This window comes from Acinetobacter lactucae (assembly GCF_013122135.1).
In the GTDB taxonomy this organism is placed as follows: Bacteria; Pseudomonadota; Gammaproteobacteria; order Pseudomonadales; family Moraxellaceae; genus Acinetobacter; species Acinetobacter lactucae.
Genome location: NZ_CP053391.1, coordinates 2,390,714 through 2,414,424 on the forward strand (window position 1 = coordinate 2,390,714; position 23,711 = coordinate 2,414,424).

22 protein-coding genes are annotated in these 23,711 nt (G+C 38.0%); 10 read left to right on the forward strand and 12 right to left on the reverse strand.

The window, feature by feature from the left end; genetic code table 11:
- Positions 1-102: 102 nt before the first annotated feature.
- Positions 103-1,062, reverse strand: coding sequence for a response regulator transcription factor (locus tag HLV59_RS11170; RefSeq protein WP_171429964.1), 960 nt, complete (start codon positions 1,060-1,062; stop codon positions 103-105).
- Complete coding sequence (locus tag HLV59_RS11175) at positions 1,059-4,523, reverse strand: hybrid sensor histidine kinase/response regulator (protein ID WP_171429965.1); 3,465 nt, start codon at positions 4,521-4,523, stop codon at positions 1,059-1,061. Before HLV59_RS11175 ends, HLV59_RS11170 begins: the two co-directional genes overlap by 4 nt.
- A 195-nt stretch (positions 4,524-4,718) precedes the next feature.
- Between HLV59_RS11175 and HLV59_RS11180 the strand changes: the two genes are divergently transcribed.
- Positions 4,719-6,335: a purine-cytosine permease family protein gene (locus tag HLV59_RS11180; protein ID WP_171429966.1), complete on the forward strand. Its 1,617-nt coding sequence runs from the start codon at positions 4,719-4,721 to the stop codon at positions 6,333-6,335.
- A 57-nt stretch (positions 6,336-6,392) separates the two neighbouring features.
- Here the strand turns inward: HLV59_RS11180 and HLV59_RS11185 are convergent, their stop codons facing one another.
- On the reverse strand, positions 6,393-6,848 hold the full coding sequence (locus tag HLV59_RS11185; RefSeq protein ID WP_031948024.1) for an Lrp/AsnC family transcriptional regulator: 456 nt from the start codon (positions 6,846-6,848) through the stop codon (positions 6,393-6,395).
- Between the two features lie 156 nt (positions 6,849-7,004).
- Here HLV59_RS11185 and HLV59_RS11190 point away from each other — a divergent pair, with 156 nt between their 5' ends.
- The gene (locus HLV59_RS11190) at positions 7,005-7,616 is read left to right on the forward strand and encodes a LysE family translocator (RefSeq protein WP_031948023.1); all 612 of its coding nucleotides are present in this window, start codon (positions 7,005-7,007) and stop codon (positions 7,614-7,616) included.
- A 71-nt stretch (positions 7,617-7,687) separates the two neighbouring features.
- On the opposite strand, the gene HLV59_RS11195 is transcribed toward HLV59_RS11190, so the two are convergent.
- A complete protein-coding gene (locus HLV59_RS11195; protein ID WP_031948022.1) occupies positions 7,688-8,299 on the reverse strand; it encodes a LexA family protein in 612 nt (203 codons plus the stop codon).
- Between the two features lie 286 nt (positions 8,300-8,585).
- On the opposite strand from HLV59_RS11195, the gene HLV59_RS11200 reads away from it, so the two are divergent.
- The gene (locus HLV59_RS11200; RefSeq protein WP_002114518.1) at positions 8,586-8,819 is read left to right on the forward strand and encodes a hypothetical protein; all 234 of its coding nucleotides are present in this window, start codon (positions 8,586-8,588) and stop codon (positions 8,817-8,819) included.
- A 62-nt stretch (positions 8,820-8,881) separates the two neighbouring features.
- On the opposite strand, the gene HLV59_RS18775 is transcribed toward HLV59_RS11200, so the two are convergent.
- Positions 8,882-10,246, reverse strand: coding sequence for a KGG domain-containing protein (locus tag HLV59_RS18775; protein ID WP_171429967.1), 1,365 nt, complete (start codon positions 10,244-10,246; stop codon positions 8,882-8,884).
- Positions 10,247-10,717: 471 nt separating this feature from the next.
- On the opposite strand from HLV59_RS18775, the gene HLV59_RS11210 reads away from it, so the two are divergent.
- Positions 10,718-11,119, forward strand: a complete 402-nt coding sequence (locus HLV59_RS11210; protein ID WP_171429968.1) for a DUF6367 family protein — start codon at positions 10,718-10,720, stop codon at positions 11,117-11,119.
- A gap of 141 nt (positions 11,120-11,260) precedes the next feature.
- Positions 11,261-12,139 carry an SDR family oxidoreductase gene (locus HLV59_RS11215; RefSeq protein ID WP_016141360.1) on the forward strand — a complete coding sequence of 293 codons (879 nt, stop codon included), beginning with the start codon at positions 11,261-11,263 and terminating at the stop codon, positions 12,137-12,139.
- A gap of 55 nt (positions 12,140-12,194) precedes the next feature.
- Here the strand turns inward: HLV59_RS11215 and katE are convergent, their stop codons facing one another.
- On the reverse strand, positions 12,195-14,339 hold the full coding sequence (gene katE / locus HLV59_RS11220) for a catalase HPII (protein WP_151748255.1): 2,145 nt from the start codon (positions 14,337-14,339) through the stop codon (positions 12,195-12,197).
- Between the two features lie 49 nt (positions 14,340-14,388).
- Positions 14,389-15,801: an iron-containing redox enzyme family protein gene (locus HLV59_RS11225; protein ID WP_151748254.1), complete on the reverse strand. Its 1,413-nt coding sequence runs from the start codon at positions 15,799-15,801 to the stop codon at positions 14,389-14,391.
- 315 nt (positions 15,802-16,116) lie between these two features.
- Between HLV59_RS11225 and HLV59_RS11230 the strand changes: the two genes are divergently transcribed.
- The 3 genes from HLV59_RS11230 to surA1 all read left to right on the forward strand — a co-directional run bounded on the left by HLV59_RS11230 (position 16,117) and on the right by surA1 (position 17,533).
- Positions 16,117-16,593 carry a CinA family protein gene (locus tag HLV59_RS11230; RefSeq protein WP_171429969.1) on the forward strand — a complete coding sequence of 159 codons (477 nt, stop codon included), beginning with the start codon at positions 16,117-16,119 and terminating at the stop codon, positions 16,591-16,593.
- Positions 16,594-16,872: 279 nt separating this feature from the next.
- On the forward strand, positions 16,873-17,100 hold the full coding sequence (locus tag HLV59_RS11235; RefSeq protein ID WP_002114279.1) for a hypothetical protein: 228 nt from the start codon (positions 16,873-16,875) through the stop codon (positions 17,098-17,100).
- A gap of 115 nt (positions 17,101-17,215) precedes the next feature.
- Positions 17,216-17,533 (forward strand): surface antigen protein 1, encoded by a 318-nt coding sequence (gene surA1 / locus HLV59_RS11240; RefSeq protein WP_000132045.1) that lies wholly within the window; start codon positions 17,216-17,218, stop codon positions 17,531-17,533.
- Positions 17,534-17,617: 84 nt separating this feature from the next.
- On the opposite strand, the gene HLV59_RS11245 is transcribed toward surA1, so the two are convergent.
- The 3 genes from HLV59_RS11245 to HLV59_RS11255 all read right to left on the reverse strand — a co-directional run bounded on the left by HLV59_RS11245 (position 17,618) and on the right by HLV59_RS11255 (position 18,776).
- Entirely contained in the window at positions 17,618-17,839 is a 222-nt protein-coding gene (locus HLV59_RS11245; protein ID WP_002114549.1) for a hypothetical protein, read from the reverse strand.
- Positions 17,840-17,934: 95 nt separating this feature from the next.
- Positions 17,935-18,363, reverse strand: coding sequence for a hypothetical protein (locus HLV59_RS11250; protein ID WP_069140301.1), 429 nt, complete (start codon positions 18,361-18,363; stop codon positions 17,935-17,937).
- 266 nt (positions 18,364-18,629) lie between these two features.
- Entirely contained in the window at positions 18,630-18,776 is a 147-nt protein-coding gene (locus tag HLV59_RS11255) for a hypothetical protein (RefSeq protein ID WP_002114459.1), read from the reverse strand.
- 905 nt (positions 18,777-19,681) lie between these two features.
- On the opposite strand from HLV59_RS11255, the gene HLV59_RS18675 reads away from it, so the two are divergent.
- On the forward strand, positions 19,682-19,984 hold the full coding sequence (locus HLV59_RS18675; protein ID WP_068528646.1) for a hypothetical protein: 303 nt from the start codon (positions 19,682-19,684) through the stop codon (positions 19,982-19,984).
- On the opposite strand, the gene HLV59_RS11260 is transcribed toward HLV59_RS18675, so the two are convergent.
- The gene (locus tag HLV59_RS11260; protein WP_171429970.1) at positions 19,977-20,882 is read right to left on the reverse strand and encodes a LysR family transcriptional regulator; all 906 of its coding nucleotides are present in this window, start codon (positions 20,880-20,882) and stop codon (positions 19,977-19,979) included. The genes HLV59_RS18675 and HLV59_RS11260 overlap by 8 nt on opposite strands.
- Positions 20,883-20,993: 111 nt before the next feature.
- Between HLV59_RS11260 and HLV59_RS11265 the strand changes: the two genes are divergently transcribed.
- Positions 20,994-22,232 carry an SGNH/GDSL hydrolase family protein gene (locus HLV59_RS11265; protein ID WP_069140300.1) on the forward strand — a complete coding sequence of 413 codons (1,239 nt, stop codon included), beginning with the start codon at positions 20,994-20,996 and terminating at the stop codon, positions 22,230-22,232.
- Positions 22,233-22,281: 49 nt separating this feature from the next.
- On the opposite strand, the gene HLV59_RS11270 is transcribed toward HLV59_RS11265, so the two are convergent.
- The gene (locus tag HLV59_RS11270) at positions 22,282-23,637 is read right to left on the reverse strand and encodes an MFS transporter (protein ID WP_057106622.1); all 1,356 of its coding nucleotides are present in this window, start codon (positions 23,635-23,637) and stop codon (positions 22,282-22,284) included.
- Positions 23,638-23,711: the final 74 nt, after the last annotated feature.

Genomic DNA, 23,711 nt, shown 5'->3' on the forward strand with positions numbered 1-23,711 from the left:
ACTTTGTATAATCTTTATCTATAAGAACAAATTTAAGTGTAAAAAAATAGACTATTTTTAGCAGTGAGTCTGTATGCTTTTTAAATACAATCGTCAATTAAATTAGTGAAACTCTTGCACCAAACTATTAATGTACGCCACAGCAGCAGTTCGATTTTCAACACAGAGCTTTTCAAAAACATGCTCTAAATGTTTGTTCACAGTCCGCGGGCTAAGCTCCAATATTTCTGCAATATCTTTATTAGTTTTTCCTAACAACAACCAATGCATGACTTCTGCCTCACGTTGAGTCAACTGCGGACAGTATTTCAAAATATCAGCCATTTCCAACGCAGGCGTAGAAGTCTTTATCTGGATCAGATAATTTTTTGCTATGCTCGTTTCAGATTGCCACGGCGTGAGTAATAAAAGCTGTAATTGCTGAGATGGTGTCGAATAAGAACAACTTGTTAGTTTTTTAGGGTCTTTTTCATGCTCTAAGTCTGAAAACCAAGCTTTTAAACCTGCCTCAAAACCCTCTAATTCAGGTAAATATTGATTTAGTAGCTCACTAGCTTTTTGAGTTTTCCACACAATTTTACCGTGAACATCTAGCGCAAGAATGGCTGTTTCCGTTGCATCAATCACCTGTTTTTGTTGCTGTAATAGTTTGGCATGTGCCAAATGTGTTTTTACCCTTGCTAATACTTCTTCAATATTCAAAGGTTTGGTTACATAATCCACCCCACCGACTTGAAAACCACGCACAATATGCTCTGTTTCTGACAAGCCTGTCATAAAAATGACGGGAATAAACTGTGTAATTGGGCTCGCTTTAAGCTGTATACAACTTTCAAAACCGTCCATATGTGGCATATTGCCATCGAGTAAAATCATATCTGGTAAGCATCGGTGTGCTATTTCAATAGCACTTAATCCATCGGTTGTGACAAGCACGCGATAACCTGCCTGATCTAGACTTTCATGTAGCAAGCCCAGATTTTCCGGCACATCATCCACAATCAGAATAACAGCTTGCTCGTTTGGCGAGGCTTGCTGAAAAGAAACATGTTGCGTACTCATTGCTTATCCTGAATTAATCGTTGGGCGTGTTTTAAATCAAATTTTTGAATAGCCTGTTCAAGCTGTTCCCATAACTCATCATGCTCCGGAAAATTTTGACGGCATTGCGTTAAAGTCTGTTGAATTCCTCGAATGTAACCCTGCCCAATCAAATCATTTAATTGCTGCAAGCTTTGCGATAACTCAAGCAGATCATTATTTTCTGGTTGTTGAATTGGCGTATGAACAACGGCTTGCTCCTGCTTAAACAAGTTTATATCAAGTGCTTGAACTTTATTATTTTCAAGGAGTGTTTCTGATTTGGAATCAATCCACACTAGCCCTAACTTGTCTCCAATTTTACTCAACAACAAATTCAGGTCGATTGGTTTTAACATAAAGTCTTCACTCAAGACTGCATCTTGTGGGTTAACTTCACGTTCGCCTGCATTCGCTGAAATAATTAAAATAGGCACATTGGTAATATTGTTCTGACGCAATAATCGTGCTGTTTCCCATCCGCCCATCAAAGGCATATTTAAATCCATCAAGATCAGATTAGGCTGAAAAATAGGTACACGTCTCAAACAATCAATGCCAGACTCGGCTTCTTCAATCATAAATCCTAAAGGTTTTAGAAAATTAGCGACTAAACCTCGATCCACCGCTTCATTATCGACAACTAAAATTCGTTTTCGCTCGCCTTGATAGCCTGTAATTTGGTTGGAGTAAACATTAGAAATCGGATGAACCACTTCTTTTGAAGGTAAATAAAACTTAATCTTAAATTGTGAACCCTGATTGAGCTGGCTACTCACAGATAGCTGGCCACCAAGTAAATCGACTAATAATTTTACAATGGGTAGTCCGAGTCCTGTTCCGGTAAATCCGCCTTGAACCACATTGCTACCCCGTTCAAACGGGTTAAAGATTCGCTCTAAATCTGCCTCGGCAATACCACAGCCCGTATCTCTAATTTCAAAATAAGCCGTTTGAAAACGGTACTCAACTTTTAAAGTAATTGTGCCGCTCGTTGTAAACTTTAAAGCATTGCCCAGCAAATTGATCAGCACTTGCTCTAAGCGTTTTTTATCGGTACGAACATAGTGCGGTAGGTTTTCTCCAATTTCATAAACAAACTGTAAATTCTTCTGTTCAAACTGTGGCTGAAACATTTGAATAATTTGTTCAATAAAATTTGGGAAATGAACGTCCACTACATTTAAAGAAATCTTGCCTGTTTCAATTCGCGCTAAATCTAGTAAACCATCAATCAGTGAAGTTAAATGCTGCCCACTACGGCTAATCACGCCGAGCGCCATTTTGCCTTGTTCTGAGAGCTGCTCTTGTTTTTGAAGCAATTGGCTATAGCCCAAAATACTATTTAGGGGTGTTCTTAATTCGTGGCTAATACCAATGACATAACGGCTTTTTGCATCATTTGCCCGTTCTGCTGAAATTCTGGCGTCTTGTAAGTCTTTTGAAGTGACTTCATGGGCAGCAATTTCATCAATCAATAATGCTGTTTGCTGGTGTGTCTCAATTTCGGCATTACGACGGCTTTCATCGTTTAGTACTAACCACCATGCGGCAACGCTCATCAATAAAAATAAAATGGTGTAAATTTTTACAAATAGCGTGAATAACTGCGGAACGGCTGCCGCATTAATGGTTTCTAAATAGGTTTTTTCTTGGATATAAACCAGACTTAAACTCACTGCCAGAACAATAGACAACCCCAGAGTCAGTAATAAATACAAACTGACCCTGCTATTTAAACGGCTAGCCCAACGTTCTGGTAAATAGTGCCAAATGGCTTTTTTGAGCTGTACTGACCACCGTGCATCGGGTTTACATAAATCGTGACAGCGGGCTTCAAGTGAACAGCATAGAGAGCAAATCGCACCGTGATAAGCTGGACAGCCCGCCATATCAGCAAGTTCATAGTCCCGTTCACATACCACACAGTTTGCAACCGAAGTCGCCTGAATTTTTTCAGGCTGACGTGCAATGTAATATTTGCCTTTAGTTAGGTAAGCAATAACAGGCACGCATAAAACCGCACTCCCTAGAGCAATAAAACTCGCCAAGCCTTTCGCCATGAGTCCGAAAAAGCCCAAATAACTCAGCATTGATAACACTGAAGCGATGAGTAAGGCACCCACACCTACGGGATTAATGTCATATAAATAAGCACGGCGAAATTCAATTCCCTTTGGGCTTAAACCTAAAGGCTTACAGATAATTAAATCGGCAACAACGGCGCCAATCCATGCCAAAGCAATATTGCTATATAGCCCCAATATGCGTTCAACTGCATGGCTAATGCCCATTTCCATCAAAACGATGGCAATAAAAACGTTAAAAAGAAGCCAGACAATTCGCCCAGGATGGCTATGCGTCAGACGTGCAAAAAAGTTAGACCATGCCAATGAACCAGCGTAGGCGTTGGTCATATTAATTTTAATTTGCGCCAAGCAAACCAGTGCTAGAGTCAATATTAAAGCAAGCTGAGGGTTTGGAATAAATTGTTGATAGGCAACCCAATACAGATAAGTCGGATTGTCTAGTTCAGAGACAGGAATAAACAGCTGAAAAGCCAACACCATCAGCAGCATGCCCATCAAAACTTTTAAAAATCCAAAAATAATCCAAGATGGGCCACCTAAAAAAACGGCAAACCGCCATGCAGTTCTATTCTTTTCTTGTTGCGGTAAAAAACGTAAATAGTCAGCCTGCTCACCAATTTGGATCACAAATGAAAAAATAAGAGTGCACGCCGCACCAAAGTAATACAGATTAAAATCGGTCGAGTTTGAAACTGCCCCAACAAAATGCAAGCTACTACTTAAAATTTGTGGTTGTTTCCAAAGTACAAAAAACCACGGTAATAAGAGCAATAAGAGCCAGATTGGTTGTGTGATCGCCTGAACTTTATTAATAAAACCAATGCCTTTGACCACTAAAGGTAAAATTACTAAGGCAGAAATTAAGTAACCAATAACTTGTGGAATACCTAAGGCAAGTTCAAGTGCCATCGCCATAATTGCGGCTTCAAACGCAAGTAAAATAAAGGTAAAGCTGGCATAAATTAGAGATGTAATGGTTGAGCCAATGTAGCCAAAACCTGCACCACGAGTAAGCAAATCAACATCTACATTATATTTTGCAGCGTAGTAACTAATCGGCCAACTGGTTAAAAATATGATGGTGCATACGACTATTGCTGCCCATACTGCATTGCTAAAACCATACTGCCAAAGCATGGTCGCCCCAATGGCTTCCATCGCCAAAAAGCTAACGGTCGAAATTGCGGTGTTGGTAACGGTCCAAGGTGACCATTTTCTTACTGAGGTAGGTGCATAGCGGAGCGCATAATCTTCGATACTTTCATCGGCCACCCAAATATTATATTCACGGCGTGTTTTGATCACACGTTGTGGCGCTTGTTGGGGGCGTGAAGAATCTGGCATAACACTCATGTTTTGGATAGGGCTGTATTAAACCCAGCAATCCTTATGCCAAAAGTCATTTATCATGGCGATTTTCTCGAATACGCACATATACGCAAAATAACGTATTTTCAATTTTTCCCAAAAATCACAAACTCAAAACCATCAAAAAACAATGATCAATATTTGTGTTGATTGACCAAAAATGATTGGGAGATTGATGTTATGAGTGTATCTGAACATCCAAATCTGGACACTGTGCAAGGTACAGATTCACAAAAAGCAGTGAATGAAACCTTAGAAGATTATACTTTACGTTATGCTCCACACAGCTTTCGGCGCTGGAGTCCCAAAGTTGTCGCTATTACTGCACTTGGTGGTATTGCCTATCTTGCTGACTTTTCTATTGGTGCCAGTATTGGTATGTCTTACGGAACAACCAATGCTGTTTTCTCCATTTTATTTGCAGCGATTATTATCTTCTTAACCGGCATTCCTTTAGCCTACTACGCAGCGCGCTATAACATCGACCTTGACTTGATTACCCGCGGCGCAGGCTTCGGTTATATCGGTTCGGTCCTGACCAGTATCATTTTCGCCAGTTTCACCTTTATTTTCTTTGCCCTTGAAGGCTCAATCATGGCGCAAGGTTTATTGCTCGGTTTAGGCATTCCGCTTTGGGCTGGTTATCTCATCTCAACCGTTATGGTCATTCCACTCGTCATTTACGGCATGAAAGCTTTAAGTAAATTACAAGTCTGGACTACCCCGCTTTGGCTCGTTCTAATGATTGGTCCAGTAGCCTATCTGATTTATCAAGAACCTACCTTAGTCAGCCAGTTTGCAACTTTCACAGGTAACGAAGGTTTCGCAACTGTAGACATGGCGGCCATCATGTTAGGTGCTGGTATCTGTTTATCCCTAATCATGCAAATTGGTGAGCAAATTGACTACCTACGCTTCATGCCTGCTAAAACTAAAGCAAATAGCAAAGCATGGTGGGCTGCGGTTATTTCAGCGGGTCCGGGTTGGGTGATTTTAGGGGCAATCAAACAAATTATCGGGGCATTTTTAGGTTTCTATTTACTTACTAAAATACCGGGCGTAAATAGCACTGAACCTGTTCAACAGTTTAATGCAGCGTTTCATGACATGCTTCCGGGCTGGGCGGCTTTAACACTCGCGGTGATTTTGGTGGTCATTTCTCAAATTAAAATTAATGTGACCAATGCTTACTCTGGTTCCCTTGCATGGACAAGTGCTTACACTCGTATTAGCAAACATTATCCAGGCCGTATTGTCTTTGTGATGGTGAACTTGGCAATTGCGCTTGCTTTAATGGAAGGCAACATGTTTGCGGTACTGGGTAAAATCTTAGGGTTCTATTCAAACTTTGCGATTGCTTGGGTTGTGGTTGTTGCAACAGACATTTCAATCAACAAATATGTGTTAAAACTTTCACCGAAAGAGCCGGAATACCGCCGTGATATGCTCTACAACGTAAACCCTGTTGGTATGGTTGCATTCCTTGTATCAGCAGGCTTATCGATTGCAGCATTCTTCGGTTTACTCGGTAGTTTCTTGGCGCCTTACTCACCGCTTATCGCGCTTGTACTTGCCTTTGTATTAACACCAATCATGGGTTTATTAACCAAAGGAAAATACTACATCAAGTCACACGATGACGGTATTAAAGAACCACGTTACGATGTTGAAGGTACACCAGTTGCAACGGTTTACCACTGCCGCGTATGTGAGCAAGGTTACGAGCGTCCAGATATTATGTTCTCTCACAAACATAACGGCACGATCTGCTCTTTGTGTAAAACACTCGATGCTTAAATATTGTTAAAACTAAAAAAGAAGCTTTAAAGCTTCTTTTTTTACATCTGATGATTCTTAGCCAATCGGAAATAAACGTTCAGGCACTACATCTTTCATCACAATGGTTGAGATGAGCCGTTGCACACTTGGAATAGCGGATAATTTTTCATCGTACAAACGCTGAAAAGCCGGCAAATCTTTAGCCACCACATGCAGCAAATAGTCTGGCTCACCAAATAAACGTTGGGCCTGAATAATTTGCGGGATGTCTATTACCGCATTTTCAAATTTCTCAACTGCCTGCTTATCACCTTCTTTAAGCGTAATAAAAACAATCGCTGAAAATTCAAATCCAACTAAGTTTGGGTTGAGCTCTGCCCGATAGCCTTTTATCGCTCCCGACTCCTCTAAAGCCTTCACTCGTCTGTGACAAGGTGAAATGCTCAAACCGACTTTTTCTGCCAACTCAGTGATAGATAATCGGCCATTTAATTGCAATTCAGCAAGAATCTTTTTATCTATGCGATCCATTTAGAAAAATTTACCCCAAATGAGTGTGATATGAGCAAACATTTAAAAGCACATTCTAAATACATGAGCATATTATTTTCAACAAGCTCGAATAAATAGGGATTTTTTCTAAATCACGAGCGAAACCTTTGGAAAATAGTTTGCCGAGATAAGCATATGGCTTTTAACATTTTTATTGCATTTTGGAGTGTCTCCATTCTTTTTATTATTACACCAGGGGCAGACTGGGCCTATGCCATTTCGGCAGGGATTAAAGGCAAAGTCGTTGTACCCGCCGTTGCAGGTATGCTATTTGGGCACTTTATTACGATTTTATTGGTAGCTGCGGGTGTTGGTCTGCTTGTAGCAAATAATCCAACTGCTCTAATGATCCTCACGGTCGCGGGTTCTGCTTATTTGTTATGGATGGGAATAAACTTATTACTTACCCCTCCTACTCCCAACGAGTCCGATTCTGAAAAAGCTCAGTCATGGTTGAGCTGGGCAACCAAAGGTGTTTATGTGAGTGGCTTAAACCCGAAAGTTTTTTTACTCTTTTTAGCCCTGCTTCCTCAATTTATTGACACTACTGCTTCATGGCCCGTAACGACACAGATTCTTGCCTTTGGTGTTGTTCATATGATTAGCTGCGCAATTATTTACTTAATGGTGGGTTATGGTTCAGAGGCTATTTTGAAAACCAGACCACAAGCAGCACAGTTAGTTGGCCGTTTTTCAGGTGCTTTGATGGTCGTTATTGCAACCTGCTTATTGATTGGGCAAATTTAAAAGATATTCAGCAAAAAGTTACTGACTCACTTTTCGGGTCAGTAACTTAAATAATAAAATATAAGAAAAATTTATCTCATTCGTTTGAGGTTATACGTCACAACTCCCCAAATCACCAATTCCTGCCCTTCTTCAATATAAATATTTTGATAATCAGGATTTTCTGCTTTTAGCCAAACTTTAGGTGGATGAAATTGAGTATCAATCATTAAGCGCTTGACGGTAAAATCATTGTCGATGAGTGCAATCACAATATCACCCGATTTAGCGGGAATACTACGATCCACAATAAGCGGATCATTAATATCAATACCAGCATCTAACATTGACAAAGAGTTGGCTTTGACAATAAACGTGGCATTTTCATTTCTAATTAAATATTCATTTAAATCGAGTGCTTGCTCAATATCATCTTGCGCAGGCGAAGGAAAACCTGCAGCAACACGTTCAGTTGCCAAAGGAATATGGTAAATTTTATCGTTATTCGGGTGGACCTGTTGAACATTAAGTTTTGAGTTAAAGTCGGTCAAGTTATTGGTTTTGACATTATTCAGTAACCAATTTTTGATAAAGTTAACTTGGGACTCGGGAACACGAATAACTTTTGTGGGTTCATTGAACTGTGCTTTACGTCCGGCATTTTCTCGTGCACCACCATGCTCGAACTCTTTTTTCTTTGGCATATCGCCTCCCTTATCACCGTTCAAATCCTACACACACAATGTAACTTGAAAAAGTTACATTTTCAAGTTGACGAAATATTTTTTTTGCATAACAATAAATCTCATGATCAGATTTTAATCCATTTTGTTTTTAACAGGGATGTTTTAAGCGAAATGGTAATTTGAATAAAATCAAAACCTATTTTGAAATAGTCTTTATCGCTGACTGTTTTTGATTTTTATCAAATGAGATTCTGAACATTTAACATTCTGGTTAAATTCAGTTTTTGGTATGGAGACATGCGAAATGAAAAATCAACGTGATGCGGTTTTAGGTTATGCAAATGAGCAACATGCTTACTATATCCGTCTCATTGAAAATGATGCGGTTTTAGGTGAAAGCTATGGGTTATTCTGTGAAAATCCAGATAGCGAAGCAGCCGAAAGTATTATGACGACGCTATTTTTAAAGAAATCTTTTTGGTTAAACGGGTCTGAGTATCTTGATATTGTAAAAGGCCTACAACCTCTTCCCCAGTAAATAAAGTAAGTAAGCTAAAAACAAAGGAGGCAAAAGCCTCCTTTGTTTTTAAAACATTCTGCTTAAGACGTAAAACGTCCGTAGGCATCACGTTTTTGATTACGAGAGTTTTGACCACGGCCATCATAATCATCGTCGTCATCACGGCTGCGACCACGTCCACTTGAGCGGCCACCACGGCCATCATAATCATCGTCGTCATCACGGCTGCGACCACGGCCTCGACCACTTGAGCGACCACCGCGATCATCATCGTCGTCGTCATCACGGCTGCGGCCACGACCTCGTCCGCCTGAAAGGCCATCGCGATCATCATCATCGTCGTCATCACGGCTGCGACCTCGGCCTCGACCGCCTGAACGGCCACCGCGGTCATCATCGTCGTCATCACGGCTGCGGCCACGACCTCGTCCACCTGAACGGCCACCGCGATCGTCATCGTCGTCATCATCACGGCTGCGACCTCGGCCTCGACCGCCTGAACGGCCACCGCGATCGTCATCATCATCGTCATCACGGCTGCGGCCTCGTCCACCTGAACGGCCACCGCGATCGTCATCGTCGTCATCATCACGGCTGCGACCTCGGCCTCGACCGCCTGAACGGCCACCGCGATCGTCATCATCATCGTCATCACGGCTGCGGCCTCGGCCTCGACCACCTGAACGGCCAGCGCGATCGTCATCATCATCGTCATCACGACTGCGGCCACGACCTCGTCCGCCTGAACGGCCACCGCGATCGTCATCATCGTCGTCATCACGACTGCGGCCTCGGCCTCGACCACCTGAACGGCCACCGCGATCATCATCATCGTCGTCATCACGACTGCGGCCTCGGCCTCGACCACCTGAGCGGCCACCGCGATCATCATCATCGTCGTCATCATCACGGCTACGGCCACGGCCTCGACCGCCTGAACGGCCACCGCGATCGTCATCATCATCGTCATCATGGCTGCGACCACGACCTCGTCCGCCTGAGCGGCCACCGCGATCATCATCGTCATCGTCGTCATCACGGCCGCGACCTCGGCCTCGGCCACCTGAACGGCCACCGCGATCGTCATCATCGTCATCATCATAACGGCTGCGACCACGGCCGCTTGAGCGGCTACCGCGATCGTCATCATCGTCGTCATCACGGCTGCGGCCACGACCATTACGGCCATCATTTTTATGACTTAAGGCACCCGCTTCACGTGCTTCTTCAGACGTAAATTCATGAGCGTTACCACTTGCATGGGCTGCTCGGCCAGCTTCACGAGCTTCTTCAGAGGTAAACTCATGTGCATTACCGCTCGCGTGAGCTGCTCGCCCACCTTTGCTGGCTATTTCTCGTACTCTTTCAGGATCCATACTTGCAAATCCACGATTTGAAGTACCTGTTCTATTGTTATCATCATCTTCATATCTAGTATTAGCCATAGTTATATCTTCCTATATTTAATTATAGTCACTACCGCTTTTGGTTAACGGATTTAATTAAGATAGAAGATTTATAATATTTTCCTACCTAGGCTCTGTATCAATCGATTTAAATGTATATAAAATTAAAATTTTAAATTTTTATAACTCTATTATTTAAATAAGAATTTATATATTTTAAATTCTATTCATTTTTACCTTTTATATAATTATTAACTCATTATTACTCAAGCGCACATTAAAATATATATTTACAATCAGTTTTAAAACTATCATGTAAATAACAAAACAGACTAATTAAAAACAAAAAGTAAAACTACGAAACATTCAAATCTAAAAAAGCACAAATAAAAAACAAATAATTTTATTAAAAAACAGAAACATATATCATTACATTTCTTTAAAATCTTTACTTGAGTAATAAAAAATACTATTTAAAAATTAATTTAAGATATTTTGAGTGAGTTAGCCATGAAAGTAGATCAACAATCATCACTTCCACAATATATTCATATTTATATTCCAGAAATTTTGCTAGGCCATATTAAGTCTAAGAATTCATGGCAAAATTATGATCAAGAATGGAGTTATAGATTAGATCCGCCACATGCAAGCCATCCATTCCAAAGGGACTTATACATTATTAAATCAAAAGATATAAAACAAGAAGATATAAAATTATTACTAGATAATATAGTGCATCAAGATAATAAAGCTCCACAAAACATAGAAGAAGCAAAAAAAATTATTAAAGAAATATTAGACTTATCTAATAATATACCGATAGAGAATTGGTTAGAAGATACAGGAAACCGTTCTATTATTGAGAGTATGATTGATAAAAATAAAATAAAGTTAATCGATATTATTTAATTCTTAAATATAAAAATATTTCTTTACATCCTTATATATAAAATAACAAAGACAACTTATTAAAAAATTCATTTTACTCACATTTACGAAATAACAGTTCATCCTATGAAAATTAGATATTCATACAGAGGTAGTTAAAACATGGAAAACTCAACAAATCAGTATCCAACATCTGCTCCTGCACAAGTTCAATCTCATCAACCTGGTGATCAGGAAAAAATGCATCCTGAACCAGAAATTATAAAAAGCTCTCATAAAGGAAGCGAGAAATTAAAAGGTAAAGTTGCCGTTATTAGTGGTGGTGATAGTGGTATAGGCCGTTCTGTCGCAGTATTGTTTGCTCGTGAAGGAGCCGATATTGCAATTCTATATCTTGAAGAAGATCAAGATGCCGAAATCACTAAACAACTCGTGGAAAGAGAAGGACAACATTGCCTTTTATTAAAAGGTGATATTTCTGACCCAGATGTTGCAAAACTAGATATTGATAAAGTTCTACAACAGTACGGCAAAATTAATATTTTAGTGAATAATGCCGGTGTGCAATATCAACAAAAGGAAATTGAAAGCATTAGTAATGAGCAATTAGAAAAAACATTTAAAACCAATATTTTTCCAATGTTTTATCTTACTAAAGAAGCCATTCCTTATATGGAAGAAGGCGACAGTATTATTAACACCACCAGCATTACCAGCTATCAAGGCCATGATGAGCTCATTGATTATGCAAGTACCAAAGGTGCGATTACGACTTTTACGCGTAGCTTATCGAACAATTTAATGAAGCAGAAAAAAGGTATACGAGTGAATGGTGTGGCACCCGGACCCATCTGGACGCCTTTAATTCCTAGTAGTTTCGATGCAGAAACCGTTGCAGAGTTTGGTAAAGATACGCCAATGGGAAGAATGGGACAACCAAGCGAAGTTGCACCTGCTTATCTTTTTCTTGCCTCAGATGATGCAAGTTATATTACAGGCCAGGTTATTCATGTAAACGGTGGTCAAATCGTAAATGGCTAATTATTAAGATATAAAAAAGCCCTGAAAGTTAAAGCTTTCAGGGCTTTTTTTATTGTTAAGCTGGTACGTGAGCAGCTATTTGTTCTCGTGACCAAACACGATGAGCCATAATCAGGTTTTTGAATTTTTCAGCAATTTGCTGGAATTCATCTTCAACTAAAGTACCTTCATCAGCAACTAAACCTAGCGGTTCAAGTAAATCTGATTTATTTCCTAAAAATGCAATTGGTTTTAAATGCTTGTAAGCTTCGAGTACATAGTGGCGCGCTACACCATCTTGCAACACAACATTTAAGTTATCGCCGTCAGGAATGATCACCGCATCGTAAGCAATTGAAGGTTCAGCCATTTGCATACCATCAGCCGTAATAATTTTATCTTGATGATCTTTTACAGGAGCTAAACTTGGTGCTAACAAATGAAGAGTTACACCTTCTTTAATCGCCCAATTTTTCATAGCTTCCAGTTCATCAGATTTCACCAAATTATGGATGAGCACTGCAACTTTTCGGCCTTGAATATCTTCTGGTGGGAAAGCTAAGAAAGACAATTTGGCCGATTTTTCAACTGTAGTTTTCTTATAATCAAGCGTTAAATCAGGCACTTCAATTCCTAAATTAGCGCCTACTTGTCGAGCTAAATCAAGATCAATATTCGCCAAAATTTGTTGAACTTGGCGCTCACGGATGTGTTTTCGTTGCACTTTACTTAGCTCAAAAGTATAGGCGTCAACCACGTGCTTTTGTTCATGCGGGGCAAGACTCTTGTAGTAAAGGCGTGGTTGTGAAAAGTGATCGGAAAAAGTTTCACTTCTTTGACGAAGTTTATGTCCGCTTATCTTTTCAGGATAGCTTTCAAAGCCACCATTTGAAGCTGCGGGTGGTGTTTCTGCCGGCCAATCATTATCAATTGAGTTTGGTTGATATGAAGCCTGACCTTTGTGAATGGTATGTTGGTGAATACCATCACGTTGATTATTGTGGAATGGACATACAGGTTTATTGATCGGGATTTGATGGAAGTTTGGCCCACCTAAACGACTTAATTGCGTATCGGTGTACGAAAATAGACGTGCTTGTAAAAGTGGGTCATTTGTAAAATCGATCCCTGGCACAATGTGTCCCGGACAGAAAGCTACCTGCTCTGTTTCTGCAAAGAAATTGTCTACATTGCGGTTCAAAACAAATCGGCCAATTGGTGTCACTGGAACCAACTCTTCAGGAATAATTTTTGTTGGATCTAACAAATCGAAGTCAAAGTTCATTTCATCTTCTTCTTCGACAATTTGCACACCCAATTCCCATTCTGGATAAACCCCATTCTCAATGGCTTCATAAAGATCACGACGATGGAAATCCGGATCTTTACCTGCAAGTTTTTGAGCTTCATCCCATACCAAAGCACTTAAGCCTTGTTTAGGCGTCCAATGGAATTTCACAAAATGTGATTTTCCTTCGGCATTAATGAGACGGAATGTATGAACCCCAAATCCTTGAATTGAGCGTAGATTACGTGGAATTGCACGATCTGACATTGCCCAAATTACTGCATGTGCTGACTCAGGTACGAGTGACACAAAATCCCAAAAAGTATCATGTGCACTGGCCCCAGTAGGTATTTCAGTATCTGGTTCAGGTTTTACGGCATGCACGAAGTCTGGAAATTTAATACCATCTTGCACAAAAAATACGGGGGCATTGTTACCCACTAAATCGAAATTACCTTCTTGGGTATAAAACTTAATCGCAAAACCACGGATATCACGAACCGTATCAGCAGAGCCACGTGGTCCTTGCACAGTTGAGAAACGTACAAAAATTGGCGTTTGAATGCTTGGATCAGTCAAAAATCCCGCTTTTGTTAAGCGCTCATTTCCTTCATAAGCCTGAAAGTATCCATGTGCACCGACACCACGCGCATGCACAATACGTTCAGGAATACGTTCATGGTCAAAATGAGTAATTTTCTCGCGTAAAATAAAATCTTCTAATAGTGTCGAACCACGAATACCTGCTCTTAAGCTATTCTCGTTATCCGCTATTTTAACCCCTTGGTTTGTGGTTAAAGCTTCCTTGGTGGCATCATCTCTGACTGAGTCTAATTGTTCAGTTTTTTGGGTAGTATTGGCCTTATTTGCAGCGTCCGCACCAGCCATTTCACTTGTTTTATTTGTTGATTTAACATTATCAGTCATGTTCATTACCTATGTTTTAAAGTTAAACGTGGGGTGAATTAAAAAACTCCAAGAGTTAGTTTTTGTTAAAGGAACTTAAATATGGAAAAAGGAGTTCAACATATTTACGTGTGCTCCATAGACCAATGCTTTTATGGTGTGAATCTGGGGCTAAAAACGGGGTCAGCTTGCATATTTTTATGGCGAGATCAGGTGTCTGACGTATACGCTCTTGCAGTGCGTCTAGTTCGCCATCAGAAATATAACTAAAGAGATAATCTTGAATACGCTGGCTATTTTTTAGCTCTCTGCTATAAGCTAAAAAGTTAGAAGAATGGTCATTACCGGCAATCCAGTCATGAATAATTTGTCGTTCCACAGGGTTAAATACCCCAAACATTTTTCCATTTTCTTCATTAATCATTCGCCAGAACACGCTTTGTTCGGGGTCAGTATTAAATTTAATCCATTTATGATCAATGAGATGTGTAACCAGCCCCTTAACGTCTTCTGGATTTGATAACCATTGATTAATGGTTTTACATCCAAACTGTCTTGTTTCGTTATGAATGAGCTGCCCCACGAGCGCTTTTCTTTTTAAAATTTTAAGAACTAAATCTTCAAGACTTAAGTTTTGAATAATTTTAGAAGACGAGACGCCATGGCTATTAAGCGCAAAACCGCGCTTCAATTTATTAAAGAAGAGCTCTTTGTCTCTATATTTATCATAAATGTTTTCTATAACTTTAATTGCTTTATCAGCATGTCCGTTATCAATGTTATCGATAGTGATATGCAAATTAAAATATTTAGAATCAATACCAAGTTCCGCAAGCTCATAATTACTGATGAGCAGATGAAGTGGCAGTTGCTCATAGCCTAAATTAAAGCCGACAATTTCTGGAATAAACTCAGGCGGAGCATAACCAAGTGCCAGCTGAATCACGGCATTATGATAATATTCATCTTCTAATAGTAGATCAAAACTATCAAGCCCGAGACTGCGTAGCAAATCATCATAGATACACACATGATTTGCTTTCGGCTCACCTAGCCCAAGCTCTTCTAGATAGGTAATGATAAGGTCATGAAAAACCGGATCATTCCAGTAGTGAGCTAAACTATATAACCATGCACCGTCTACTTTTTTAGTTGGAGATACTTTAATTAAAAATTCGAAGGCTTGACCGACATTTTTGAAGTACTCTCTTTCACCACCGTTTTGTCTACGGTTTAGGTAAGTCTGAAATAACTCACAATTTTCTTTATTGTCTTTTTCACACCATTCTTTAATCGTTTTTATAGTTGCAGGAAAAACAATTTCTTTTTGATCTATTTTATCTATTTCTATATTGAGAAAATCTTTTGCTTTCTTCTCTTTTTCAAAACTAGAAATATCAGGATCAAGGAAAAAAACAAATAATTCGTAATAGTTCTGTTGATTATCTTGTAATAAGTCTAATAATCTTTTTTTCACTACAACAGGCATTTCTATTCTCCTTTAGTGAGATATAAACTACCATACTTCAACTAAACTATAAGCCCAGCTTATCTTTGTTGTATTACGTTATTAAGAAATAATCTAAAATTTAAAAATCATTTTAATTCAATAATTTATAAAATAACACAAACTTACATTCTCAACTTTAGAATAATTTAACTATCTGTTTTTATAAAAAATATATAAATAACAAACTAAATTTACATTTGAGTTACTTTTAAAATTATAAAGGCTAAAAACTTAACAAAAAGAAATTAAAAATAATTTTATAAATAAATTAAAACAGTTTTAGGGAGAAAACAAATGTTTAACTCATGTTGCAAATTACTAGCACAGGAAAAAATTAAAATCGCTTTTTTTGAAAGTGCTTCGGCGGGTTATCTCGCTTACCGTTTTTCTTTAAGCCCCTATTCTGGTGAAATTCTTATTGGAAGCTTAGTTAGCTACGACTTACATGTAAAAGAAAATACACTTCACATTTCACATGAACTCATTGAAAAATATACACCTGAGTCGATGCAAGTCACTGTAGAAATGATCAAAAAAGGTAAAGAACTTTTACATGCCGACCTTTATATCGCTTGTACTGGGTTATTAAAAAAAGGAGGCTCTGAAACTCAAGAAAAACCTGTAGGTACCTTTTTTTATTCTATTTATTATAAAGATAATTTTTATAATTTTAGACGTATATTTAAAGGACCTCCTAGCCTTAAGCTTATACAATTACTCTATTACATTACACAAGATATTAAATGCATAATATCAGATAATAAAAAATAGAATTCTTTTATAAAAGATAACAAATACACATTTAGAAATGATCATAGTTTTTATTTAACCTCTATGTACCCAAATGTAATTTTAACTATATTCATATTAATTATGTTTAATCATTAAAATTACATTTTATAGAAATCAAGGTTTTATTTAATTTTTAAATTTACATTTAAATATAGGGTAACACCCCAACGCTATACATTAAAAATTTTCATGTTTTAATGAACCTATCTGAAGCTCTCAGATAAAACACACATCATAAATGATATGAGGTAATTAAAGATGAGCACTACTAATAATCAAAGCAATCAACGCAATAATCAGCAGCAACAACAACAGCAAAATGACAACCGTAACAACCAGCAGCAACAAGGCAACCAACAGCAAAACGATCAACAGCAACAAAACAATCAGCAACAACAGCAAAATGACAACCGCCGCCAACAACAAGGCTCTAATCAAAAAGATTCAGGCCAACAAAACTCAAATAACAATAATCAGCAACGCTAATCCGTTGTTGAATTAAATGTCATTTGATGCGGTCATTCATTTTATTTAGGAAGGTGTCCTCACCTTCCTAAATTTAACATAAGCATAAAATTAAATAAGAGAAGAGGAAAAACTGATGACAGATCAAAATACAGACCATGCTCAACTAGTAGCTGGCGACCATAATTATTCTGACTCTCGCTGGCGAGAAAGTTATCTTACTCGACCTTATTATCAAGAAGCTCAATTAACTACGCCAGATCTGGATTATGATCGTGATTTTTCTGCTGCTTATGAACTAGGTCACCGTGCCCGTTCAGAATCTAAAGAAGGAACTCAGTTTGAAGATATGGAAGGTAGCTTGCAACAAAAGTGGGAAGAACTCAAAGCTGAATCCCGATTAAAATGGGAACATGCAAAACAAGCCATTAAAGATGCATGGGATGACATGTAACATCCTTAATTGGTCCAAAGCATATAGCTTATTTCCTATTGGCCCTAGGAAATAAGCTTTTTTATTATTTGAAATATTTATAAATTAGAAAAACGGCGGCATATTAAAATTATTACTAAGATATTGATTGGCTTGGTGCGGATCATCAAAAATTTCTTTTTTAAATTGTACATCTGGCGTTGTAGATAGTGTATGTGTTGGCTTGATCGTAACTTCTACGACATATCTGTTTTGTTCTTGCTTAGCTTTTACACCATAAATTTCAGAATCATTAATGCAAGTTCCATCAGTAAAATATACAAACATACCGCCACCTTATTTCTTGACTGAAGTTACTGGTTTTTCCCATTTATTTAACGCAAAAGCCAAACAATAGACTTGAGCCGTACGTAAACAAAATATCAGTTATGGTTTTTCTTAAAATATTCAATAATTTCTTCTCCGTTATTCACGGGAGTCTCTTGAGCAGGATATGTTTCTTCATAAGCATATGCAGGCAATGCAACTTTATCGCGAATTGGAGGTAACTTTTCTTGGCCACCTGTAGTAATACGCTCAATAAAACCTGCAAGCCATAACACAAATTCTTGCGTATTTTTACTCTTCGGAATAATACTTAAATCCAATTTAATTTTAGATTCCTGAAGAGGCTTAATCAGCAATTCAGCGAAATCAATATAATTGTATAAAAGTTTAAGCTTTGTCCCCTTAATCTCATGTCTGAGCTCAATCATTAAATTGTTAAGATCTTCCATAGGGTCATCTGTAAACCCCTTTTTTTCCTTAACATTTTGATAGATTTTCTCAGCTACTTTTAAATACTGGGGCATATCCTTACCTTTAAAAAATTGTATTCACTAAAATGAATTTTGGATGAATATAAGTAATTTCTTGTGTTTATTTTATTAATTTTTTGAAACTATAATTTACTGGCGCAACAATTCAATAACAACAAATTGATGTAAAGACTATAACAGACTAATTTATTGATTAATTTTATATTTTTATATAATTGCTTTTTTTATTATGTTACATATTTTATAGAAAATAACGATAAGAAAACTCACTTAAAAGTGAGTTTTCTTAAACAAAAGAATTATGAATTTTTATCCATTTGTTGAGTAGTTGCTGGATCATTAGAGCCATGTGTTCCATCATCATCTGTTGAGTTTCGATCTTGGCATGCACTCATACCCATTGCGATTGCAACTACCATACTCACTGCACAAAAAATTCTTAACATTGAGGTCACCCTTATAAATCTTAAGATGTAGGCTTATGAATAACATTATCTTATGTTGGCCTACCGCTGTGGTTCTCTTAAGTTTTGTAGGTTGTGCAAGCTTTTGTAAAAATCTAAATAATATAAATGTTAAAAAATTACTTTTCTTGCAATTGATATTTTAATTAAAATTTGGCAACGGCTATTTATTTAATTACATGATATTCATAAAATCAAAATTTCCCGCTCTTTTTTAACTTATGTTGAAATAAGTCATTACTTGCAAACACTATATAAATAAACAATTAATAAATATTTGATATATAAACATTAAAAATTATTTTTTAACCTCTATTGAACCATTATTCAATATTTTCAATTCTAAATAACTCATTATTTTATTAATGAAAATTTAAAAATATTAATATTTGTTTATATAAACCAATCTTTTATTTTTGCAATTGACCCGCTTTAAGGCTCAGCTTATGATGCTCCGGCTGACCTATTTTGTCAGTCGGTTTTAGCAGACCGTCTACCTAAGCGCACTAAAAACAAGTTTTTTGGTGTGTAGCCCCTCGTGCCTTTGACGGAGGAACGGGAGTGGGACACCTTCGGGTGTGCTGGTTTCTTAGGTATCAGTCTGCTAACCCTCTTTCGTTTCACCACCATAATTAATAGCAGTGATTGGGCGCAACTTCTTTCATCAAGGAGTCTCTAATGACTATTATTTTATATCGTGTTTTTTCTTCTACTCTTCATCACGTTATCGACTTCACTGAAACTATTTTTAAGAAAATATCCTACAGTTATATGTTTCTGCCTTCCTATCTTTTCAGAGTAAATATTTCCATATTTAACGCTCGATAAAGACTAGAAAATTTCTATAAACATGACTTAACGATAACAACAACCAATGAAGAGCAATAATGATGTTTTTTTTATATCGTATTGTTTTAATCTGCACTCTATTAATAAGTTCTATAAGTTTATTAGGTTGCAGGTCTATCAGTAAAAATGAATTTAATACACATTGTGTTTGGGCAGGTCGTGCACTTTCACAATGCAACTGTATTTATAACTCTTTAGAAAAACATTATTCGCCGCAGTTTGTAGAGAACTTACCCAAAGTAAGCTTACAAAATATTAATGCGAATATGCACTTTGTGGAAACTATGAATGAAACTATGCACCAATGTCAGTTAAGCGCAAGAAAAGGCTCCATTAACTAACTTTTGTATGCTCTACCAAGAAATCTAAAAAAGCCCTTACGCGCTTAGGGACATATTTATCATGTCCTATCCAAACAGCATGAAATTCTTCTGAAGCCTTGATATTCCAGTCTTCAAGGATTTTGACCAACTGTTTTTGTTCTAAAGCTTTTTTGACTTGGAATTGGTTAAGCTGTGCAATACCAGCACCTGCGAGCGCTAACTGCAAGATGGCTTCTCCATGATTTATTCTTAAAACCTTAGTGGGAGCAAGTGTGATTTCTTGATCGTCTTTTTTAAAAAGCCACGTTTTATTTTGACGTTGGTAACTTACGTCTAAAAGCTGATGTTCGTATAACTCTTCTGGATGCTGCGGATAACCATTCTTTTCAATATAGGTAGGTGAACATACATAATGTTTCTGAGTGCTTCCGAGTGAGCGAGCAACCAAATTTGAGCTTTTCAAAGGTCCTGTGCGAATTGCGATATCAATTCTTTGCTCAACTAAATTAATGACTTCATCACTCAAATGAGCTTCTAATTCAATTTGTGGATAGCACTCGTTAAATAGAGAAATATAAGGTAATAAAAAGTGTGTCCAATATGAAAGACTGGTATGAATTCTAATTCGCCCTTGCGGTATATGGTTTGCAGTAACAGATTGTTCAAGCTCGTCTAGATCGTTCAGGATTTGAATGCCTTGCTCATAAAATTGGCATCCTTCACTGGTAAGCTGAAACTGGCGTGTTGAACGGTTCAGTAGTCTGACGCCAAGTCTTTTTTCTAAGCGTGAAATTAACTTACTCACAGCAGACGGCGTCATGTCACAAGCTCTTGCGACTGCTGAAAAGCTTCCTAACTCGACCACTCGAATAAAAATTGCCAACTCCCCAGACCGATTAATATCAAAATATGACATAACAAAATCTATTTATGAATTTCATTCACAAATCTTATTCCGCTTAGGTCGCTATAACAAGCCAGTAATTTGTTTCAAGATAACTTTAATTCGTTTTAAAGAGTTCACGAGATGAAACTTTATCAACCCGCCCTATTCTCTCTTGTTTTATTTACGAGCTTTGCACAAGCAGAAGTACAAAAAAGCCAGTGGGTTACCACTTGGGCAGCTAGCCCACAAAAAGTCTGGAATAAAGATTTCGTTTTCCCGACAAATATTCCAGATCAAATATCGAATCAGACCATTAAACAAATTAGTCAAATTAGTTTAGGTGGTGAAGCTATTAGACTCGTTTTTACAAATCAATATGGCGATCAACCGCTTTATATTGATAAAACTACCGTGGGGCTAGTCAAAGGACAAAGTCTTAAATCAAAGAATGCTTATCCAGTTTATTTCTCTGGAAAGCTTAAAGCACAAATTTTACCTGGTAAACAATTGATCAGTGATCCAATCCAGCTCCCTGTTCCGGATCATGCACAGTTAATGCTAAATAGCTTTATTCAAAAGCCCACTACATTTAAAACTTTTCATTGGGATGCGAAACAAACCAGTTGGCTCATTACGGGTAACCAGACTGCGAACTTAAATACGCCTAGCAGTGCCAAAACCACAACTGCGCGATTATTATTGTCGGCTGTAGAAGTAAAACCGAAGCGTAAAGCCCATGTTGTTGCAGTCATTGGAGACTCAATTACCGATGGTGCAACTGCAACTCTAGACGCAAATACAAGATGGACCGACTTTTTAGCTAAGCGCTTATCGCCACATCAAGTCGCGGTCATTAACAGTGGAATTTCAGGGAATCGATTACTTACAAACGGTATGGGTGACAGTGCTTTAGAACGCTTACAAAAAGAAGTATTTCAATATTCAGGTGTGAAAACATTAATTGTGCTGGTGGGTATTAATGATATTTCATGGCCTGGTACCGCATTTGCACCTAAACAACAAATACCGACTTTTGAAACACTCACTCAAGGTTATAAACGTGTTGTAGATGAAGCACACCGCCAAGGTATTCAGGTGATTGGAGCAACCTTATTACCATTTTCGGGAGCTTTACCAAATACTCCTCTTGATAACTATTACCAACCGAATAAAGACCAATTACGTCAGCGCATTAATCACTGGATCAGAACCAGTCATACATTTGACGGTGTACTTGATCTTGAGCAAGGTTTAAAAGACCCTAAACATCCTGATCGATTAAATCCAATTTATGATTCGGGAGATCATTTACATCCGAATGATCGTGGGAATCAACAAATGGCAAATCTGGTTGATTTAAACCAATTAGTTAAACAATAAAACATCTAGATACAGGTAGGAATTTGTTTCCTACCCGTATCCATATGGATTAATTCCCCTCTAACTCGACGTTAAGTTTTGGTGTAATAGACTGTTTTTCTGCTGCATGTCGTCGAAGCACCATAACAGCGAAAAGCGCCAGAATTGCTGGGATTGCGATCATCACGAAATTCATCTTATGTGGCAATTCTAAACCTAATAACAAACCCGTTAAGATAGGTCCGACAATAGCCCCAATTCGACCTACACCAGAAGCACAGCCAATCCCAGTAGAACGCACACTTAATGGATAATATTGTGCAACGTAACTATAAAGAAGAATTGAAGTACCAATCGTTGCTGCCCCTGCAACGGTCACCAAACCATATAAAACATAGGCTGGTGAGTTAAAACCTAAACCGACTAAAGCGATAACACCCGCCAGTAGCATTCCCATAATTACTGGTTTTAAATGGAATTTATCAGATAAAATACCCCCACCGATTGAACCGATCATTGCGCCAACATTTAAGGCAAGCAAGAATAAAATACTCTTTCCGAGTGAATAGCCTGCTGCCAGCATGAGTTTTGGTAACCAGCTACTTAAGGCATACACCATGAGTAAGCACATAAAGAATACGAGCCAGAACATGAGTGTATTGAACGCACGGCCTTGCTGAAACAATCCCTTTACAGAGCTACCTGTTGGAACATTATCTTCATTAAGCTCTAATTGTGTATTTAAAGTCAGAGTTTGTTCAGGGGAAATTTTTTGAATAATTTTATGTGCCTGTTCAGTTTTACCCGTCTTCACTAAAAAGGTTAATGACTCAGGTAAAAACTTCCAAATGACAGGTAATAAAAGTAATGGAATACCTGCGATCAGGAACATAATTTGCCATCCCTGACTTTCAACCAAATAACTACCAATTAATGCTGAAAGAATTCCCCCAATCGCATAACCACTAAACATACTCCCCACCAACGTACTTCGTATACGTTTAGGTGCATATTCCGAGGTCAAAGCAACTAAATTTGGCATAACCCCACCAATGCCTAGTCCTGCCAAGAATCGAAGCACCCCAAACTCAAGTGGACTTGATGCAAAAGCACCTAAAAAGGTAAATCCACTAAAAAGAGTGACACAAATTAAAATCACATTTTTACGGCCTATTTTGTCTGCCAAAGTTCCAAAGAACATTGCCCCAAACATCATTCCGCATAGTGCCGTACTTGCTAACATCCCCGCCTGTACAGCTGTTAAAGACCACTCTTGCATCAGCAAAGGCAGTACAACGCCATAAATCACCAGATCATAACCATCAAAAATAATAATTAATAAGCACCAAAGTAAAATACTCCAGTGAAAAGGGGTAAATCTGGCCTGATCAATAACTTCATTTACATTTAATTTAGATGTTGTCATTTACTCACCTCCTCTGTGAGATAAATTCATATTTAATTTTTAAAACGACATACTGCACCCTAAAGAAAAAACAG

What these genes read in the sequence shown, in the direction of transcription:
- HLV59_RS11265 (WP_069140300.1), top strand. Translation starts at nt 20,994, where the DNA reads ATGAAACTTTATCAACCCGCCCTATTCTCTCTTGTTTTATTTACGAGC.
- HLV59_RS11235 (WP_002114279.1), top strand. Translation starts at nt 16,873, where the DNA reads ATGAGCACTACTAATAATCAAAGCAATCAACGCAATAATCAGCAGCAA.
- HLV59_RS11195 (WP_031948022.1), bottom strand. Translation starts at nt 8,299, where the DNA reads ATGCCAAAGAAAAAAGAGTTCGAGCATGGTGGTGCACGAGAAAATGCC.
- HLV59_RS11210 (WP_171429968.1), top strand. Translation starts at nt 10,718, where the DNA reads ATGAAAGTAGATCAACAATCATCACTTCCACAATATATTCATATTTAT.
- HLV59_RS11225 (WP_151748254.1), bottom strand. Translation starts at nt 15,801, where the DNA reads ATGCCTGTTGTAGTGAAAAAAAGATTATTAGACTTATTACAAGATAAT.
- HLV59_RS18675 (WP_068528646.1), top strand. Translation starts at nt 19,682, where the DNA reads ATGATGTTTTTTTTATATCGTATTGTTTTAATCTGCACTCTATTAATA.
- HLV59_RS11170 (WP_171429964.1), bottom strand. Translation starts at nt 1,062, where the DNA reads ATGAGTACGCAACATGTTTCTTTTCAGCAAGCCTCGCCAAACGAGCAA.
- HLV59_RS11175 (WP_171429965.1), bottom strand. Translation starts at nt 4,523, where the DNA reads ATGAGTGTTATGCCAGATTCTTCACGCCCCCAACAAGCGCCACAACGT.
- HLV59_RS11190 (WP_031948023.1), top strand. Translation starts at nt 7,005, where the DNA reads ATGGCTTTTAACATTTTTATTGCATTTTGGAGTGTCTCCATTCTTTTT.
- surA1 (WP_000132045.1), top strand. Translation starts at nt 17,216, where the DNA reads ATGACAGATCAAAATACAGACCATGCTCAACTAGTAGCTGGCGACCAT.
- HLV59_RS11215 (WP_016141360.1), top strand. Translation starts at nt 11,261, where the DNA reads ATGGAAAACTCAACAAATCAGTATCCAACATCTGCTCCTGCACAAGTT.
- HLV59_RS11250 (WP_069140301.1), bottom strand. Translation starts at nt 18,363, where the DNA reads ATGCCCCAGTATTTAAAAGTAGCTGAGAAAATCTATCAAAATGTTAAG.
- katE (WP_151748255.1), bottom strand. Translation starts at nt 14,339, where the DNA reads ATGAACATGACTGATAATGTTAAATCAACAAATAAAACAAGTGAAATG.
- HLV59_RS11260 (WP_171429970.1), bottom strand. Translation starts at nt 20,882, where the DNA reads ATGTCATATTTTGATATTAATCGGTCTGGGGAGTTGGCAATTTTTATT.
- HLV59_RS18775 (WP_171429967.1), bottom strand. Translation starts at nt 10,246, where the DNA reads ATGGCTAATACTAGATATGAAGATGATGATAACAATAGAACAGGTACT.
- HLV59_RS11230 (WP_171429969.1), top strand. Translation starts at nt 16,117, where the DNA reads ATGTTTAACTCATGTTGCAAATTACTAGCACAGGAAAAAATTAAAATC.
- HLV59_RS11180 (WP_171429966.1), top strand. Translation starts at nt 4,719, where the DNA reads ATGAGTGTATCTGAACATCCAAATCTGGACACTGTGCAAGGTACAGAT.
- HLV59_RS11185 (WP_031948024.1), bottom strand. Translation starts at nt 6,848, where the DNA reads ATGGATCGCATAGATAAAAAGATTCTTGCTGAATTGCAATTAAATGGC.
- HLV59_RS11200 (WP_002114518.1), top strand. Translation starts at nt 8,586, where the DNA reads ATGAAAAATCAACGTGATGCGGTTTTAGGTTATGCAAATGAGCAACAT.
- HLV59_RS11255 (WP_002114459.1), bottom strand. Translation starts at nt 18,776, where the DNA reads ATGTTAAGAATTTTTTGTGCAGTGAGTATGGTAGTTGCAATCGCAATG.
- HLV59_RS11270 (WP_057106622.1), bottom strand. Translation starts at nt 23,637, where the DNA reads ATGACAACATCTAAATTAAATGTAAATGAAGTTATTGATCAGGCCAGA.
- HLV59_RS11245 (WP_002114549.1), bottom strand. Translation starts at nt 17,839, where the DNA reads ATGTTTGTATATTTTACTGATGGAACTTGCATTAATGATTCTGAAATT.